Genomic DNA, 4,355 nt, shown 5'->3' on the forward strand with positions numbered 1-4,355 from the left:
CTCCCGGGAGCCCTGGCGGCGTTTCCGCGCGGCGCGCAGCGCCGCCCGGTCCTGGTCTGCCAGGCCCAGCACGGCGGCCAGCCGATCGGCAGCAGCAGCAGGCAGCTCCCGCTGATCTTGCTCCAGCTTGCCGATGTAGTTGCCGCTGTACCCGGCCCGTTCGGCCAACTCTTCCTGCGTCAGGCCCGCCAGCACTCGGTAGCGCTGCAGCAACTGCCCGCAGGTCGGCGTCGCGTCTCGGGCCTGCCGCCCCCGCCCGGCCCGGCCTGCACCCATGTCCGGCCCGCCCCTTCACCGGGAAACCGCCCCGGCCCCGACCATGCTAACGCCGCCCAACCCGGCGCGGCCATACGGCGCCCCCAGTCGGCATCTTGTCCGGGTCCCTTGTCCGAGTTTGTCCGTAGACCTCCGGCCGGGAGGACAAGCAGGCTGACACCCGTCCGCACACCCGGTCCTACAGCAACGGAAAGTGACAAAAGTGACAGGCGCAGGCAGCAGAACACGGCCAGGACACCTAGCAGAGGAGACCAGCCGATGACAGCCAACCAGGCATCACCCCGAGCCGGGCTCCCCGCCGCCCAGGCGGCCACGGCCCGCCCGCACGACCCGGCCGACCACCCCGCGATCTGCTGTCGGCCCACTGACCTCCCGCTGGTGGCGGTGCGGAAGAAGACCGCCCTGTATGCCCCGTTGCTGCTCGGCGCAGCCTTGGCAGCGGTGCTGGCTCTGGCCGGGTCGGCCATGGCCAGCCCGATCACCGGTCATGACGCGACCAGCACCGGCTCCATCTCCAAGATCCTGAGTGCCGGGGACATCGTCACCGGCGTTCGCGGCACGACGAACGGAGACGTCATCCTGACAGGCTCGCATGCGACCGGAGAGGGCGCCAACACGTTGCCGTTCTTGTATCAGGGCCCGCTCACGAGCGCCGCGGAGGACTCAGGCTTCCACGCGCTGACCCCGCCGTTCGCGGGCTTCATGACGGGGACGTTCTACGGTCCTGACACCAGCACCTATAATCCGGACACCATCCCGGGCGGCCAGGTCCGCGCCGTCGGAAGCTACCGGACAGGTGACGGTGTCTTCAACCACGGCATGATCTACCTCGGGCCGGTCAGCGGCGGTGGCACCTGGACAACCATCGATGTGCCTGCCGATGGCAGCAACACAGCCGGCGGCGTGCGGGCCTGCCCGTCCGACCAGCCCGGCTGCGTGGTGATGGACACCATCGCGCACAGCACCATGGGCAACCTGGTAGTGGGCAACTACGACCTCAACCTCGGCCACGGGGTGTCCGGCAACGCGTTCATCTACAACATGACCACCCACCAGTGGACGCTGCTCCAACTCGGCGGAAGCCTGGCTAGCGGGACCACGCTGTATGGCATCTGGCAGAACGGCGGCCCCGGCAGCCCGAACTACACCCTGGCCGGCGGCTCCTCCGCGCACGGCTCCTCGCTCCGAACCCAGCGGGCCTTCCTGATGAACTACAACGAACGCACCGGCCACCTCGGGCCGCCGAGGTTCTACACCTATGGCAACGCCCCGGCGCTGGTCACCCACTTCGACGGGATCACCGCCGTGCCGGGCGGGTTCAACCTCGCGACCATCAGCTCGGCCCAGGCCTCGTCCATGGCGTTCGTCCCGACCAACGGCGGCAACTGGCCCTTGTTCGGCAGGGCGACATGGTATCCCATCGATGTCGCGGCAAGCCGAGTGTGCAAGCCAGCGGGCTGCAGCATGGTGACCGGGAACACCGTGTTCCAGAACCAGGTGATGGGAGTCTACGTGAAACAGTCTGACGGCAAGCCCCGCACCTACCTCGCCACCGTCCCCACGTCGTAACCGCGACCGGGCCTGGTACTCCACCGCACCAGGCGACTGAACACACAGCCGGTGCCACAGCCCGCTGACCGACAGCGAGATCCTCGCGGCGATGACATCCGGACCCGTCATGGCCGCGAGGCGGCGCCGAGCCGTGAGACCTAGAACGTCCGCTAGCCGCGTTGCGGACTTGGACCGGCGGCTGGGCCGGGTCTACTTCCTGGCCTTCTTGAACCCCTCGCGGGGACAACCGGACCCAGCCCTTACCGCCAGGTTGGCCAGTCCTGCCACCGTAGATGAAGCAACGACAGAACTCGACTGATCACCGCTCATGGCGCTGGTCGGTGACTTACCCGATGAGTGCTTCCTTGATGTCCTTCCGGTGGCTGTGGCGAATCGCGGCGTCATCACCAGGGCGGATGCCGGCGAACCAGCACCGCGCCACCGCCAGCAGCCCCGCCTCCCAGCACGCGATCTCCTCCGGCGGACGCGATTCCGCCTCCCCGGTTACCGGCTCCACAGCCACCCGGCAGCCGGGTCCCCAGATCACCTGCGTCAGGTACCGCACGCGCGCCGGCGCAGCCCGACTGGCGGGTCGGCCGACGATGGCTCCCCACTTAGCTCCCGACGGTGCTCCGCTCGCCGTACTCGCCGAAGGCTAGACATCGCTAATTCTTGGGGTTACAGGAAGGGTGCGAGGTCGAGGCCGGTGCTGGCGAGGAAGCCGCCGAGCGGGATCGAGTGAGGATGACGCGCGGGCATCAGACGAATTCCGCGCGGTAGTCGTGAAGGAACTCGGCGACTGGGCGTGGGGGGCGGCCGGTGATCTGCTGGAAGGTGCCGGTCGTGTAATCGTTCTCACCGGCGAGGATCGCCCACTCGCGCGTGATGAGCAGCTCAGCCGTCCCCGCCGGTACCCCGGCGCCGGTGAGGCGTTCGAGGAACTGCCGCTCGGCCGCGACCCGGAAGCTGACGGGCTCGCTGAGTTCCGCGGAAAGCAGCTCGAGCGCCTCCGGCCACGACATGGGAGCCGGGCCTGTCAGGTCGTGGTGCGCGCCCCATAGCGCCGGGTCGGTGAGCACGCGCAGCCCGGCCTCGGCCACGTCGCGATGGTCGATCAAGGCCATGCGGCCGCTGCCGGCGAGGCCGGTCCAGGTGCGCGAGGCGCGCACCTCGGGGGCCGCGGCGAGCAGCGACGCCGAGAAGATAGCAGGACGGATCGTCGAGTACGGCACTGCGGTCGAGGAGGCGAACTGGTCGATGCTGTAGTGGGCTCGCTGGTTGATCCCCAGTGAGTCCGCCGAGGTGTTGAGCACCGATAGGCGGGTGACCTGCTCGATCGACGGGATCCTGGCGGCGGCGTTGATCGCGATCCGCTGCAGGACGCCCTCGATCCCGGTTGATCCCATCGCGATGAATACCGTGCGAATCCCGTCAAAAGCCTCGGTAAGGTCGCGCGGATCGTCCAAGCGCGTGGGACGGATGTGCAGCCCGCCGGGTTCGCCGAAGGCGAGGCGGGCTTTGCCGGGGTCGCGAACGAGCGCGGTGACCGCACCGCCGCGCGCCAGTACGCCACCGACGATCTCGCTGCCGACGCGGCCGGTGGCGCCGATCACTGCGGTGGTCATCGTGTCTCCTTTCGGTGAAGCTCGATCAGCTCCGCCGCCAACCGCACCTGCTCCCGGTGGCCCCGATCGGCCGCGGTCAGCCCGCCACCATCGGGATACCTCGTGATTCCGGAATCACACCGTCCAGCGGTCGTGACCAGGCCTGCAAACCTCCGAATTTAGGATCCGTAGGACGCAATCATCATGCCCGCCCCAGCGACCCGTAGATCTGGACCTAAGCCAGACCAGAGGGCGGATGAGCGAAAGTGGCCAGACCAGGATGCTGAGATGATTCCGGTGTGATCGGTGCCCGCATCTGCCGCTGCGAGCGCGTAACTTGCCGGTGGTATCGGCTGGTTGCCACCAGATGCGGATGCGCACGACGATGGCTCACATGGCAACGGTGTACCGCCGCCCGGTAGGCGCTATGCGGCATAGCGTCAAGCCGCAGCTGGCCAGCTGGGACCGGAAAGCGCATCCCAGCCAGGTGAAGCTGGCTCGCTTCCTGGCGCACGTGGACGCCGTAGCGGGGCCGGTGCTGGCGACTGTGAGCGGCCGGGTTGCGGCCGAGCTGATCGTAGGGTTCAGCGATGGCGTCTCACTGACTGATGGTGGCCATGACCTGGACAACTACCTGTTCCCAGTCGCTCAGCGGCTAGGCCCTGAGCGGGTGGCGGCTGTCTTCGGCCGCAAGATCCACGGGCCGTCGTCACTGGCGGTGGGATCCGCCCGGCCGGACACGGCCGGGGCCACCCCGCAGTTCTCGACCCGGATGGCAGGGTCTTATGAGCGCAGAGAATGGAAGCAAAGGCTCCACGATCGGCTTGCGGCGCGGGCGGCCACCATCGATCCGGGCCCAGTCGGGCTGACAATCGCGCTGACGACCCGGCCGGGCCGTAACTGGGCCAGCCTCTGGAAGCCGCT

General features: G+C 68.5%; 5 protein-coding genes. 2 read left to right on the top strand and 3 right to left on the bottom strand.

Features of this window, described 5'->3' with window-relative positions:
• The coding region (locus tag WA805_RS08890) for a helix-turn-helix domain-containing protein (protein WP_425242100.1) at nucleotides 1-276 on the bottom strand (276 nt) is incomplete at its 3' end.
• A gap of 258 nt (nucleotides 277-534) precedes the next feature.
• On the opposite strand from WA805_RS08890, the gene WA805_RS08895 reads away from it, so the two are divergent.
• A complete protein-coding gene (locus WA805_RS08895) occupies nucleotides 535-1,845 on the top strand; it encodes a hypothetical protein (protein ID WP_425242101.1) in 1,311 nt (436 codons plus the stop codon).
• Between the two features lie 328 nt (nucleotides 1,846-2,173).
• Here WA805_RS08895 and WA805_RS08900 read toward each other — a convergent pair whose 3' ends face one another.
• Both WA805_RS08900 and WA805_RS08905 read right to left on the bottom strand, forming a co-directional pair.
• On the bottom strand, nucleotides 2,174-2,392 hold the full coding sequence (locus WA805_RS08900; RefSeq protein WP_424563680.1) for a hypothetical protein: 219 nt from the start codon (nucleotides 2,390-2,392) through the stop codon (nucleotides 2,174-2,176).
• Between the two features lie 193 nt (nucleotides 2,393-2,585).
• On the bottom strand, nucleotides 2,586-3,452 hold the full coding sequence (locus WA805_RS08905) for an NAD(P)H-binding protein (RefSeq protein WP_422286373.1): 867 nt from the start codon (nucleotides 3,450-3,452) through the stop codon (nucleotides 2,586-2,588).
• 373 nt (nucleotides 3,453-3,825) lie between these two features.
• Between WA805_RS08905 and WA805_RS08910 the strand changes: the two genes are divergently transcribed.
• The coding region (locus WA805_RS08910) for a hypothetical protein (RefSeq protein ID WP_425242102.1) at nucleotides 3,826-4,355 on the top strand (530 nt) is incomplete at its 3' end.

This window comes from Trebonia sp. (assembly GCF_049794275.1).
Classification (GTDB): domain Bacteria; phylum Actinomycetota; class Actinomycetes; order Streptosporangiales; family Streptosporangiaceae; genus Trebonia.

Excerpts from the sequence above, each read along its gene's own strand:
- WA805_RS08895 (WP_425242101.1), top strand. The coding sequence starts at position 535 with ATGACAGCCAACCAGGCATCACCCCGAGCCGGGCTCCCCGCCGCCCAG.
- WA805_RS08905 (WP_422286373.1), bottom strand. The coding sequence starts at position 3,452 with ATGACCACCGCAGTGATCGGCGCCACCGGCCGCGTCGGCAGCGAGATC.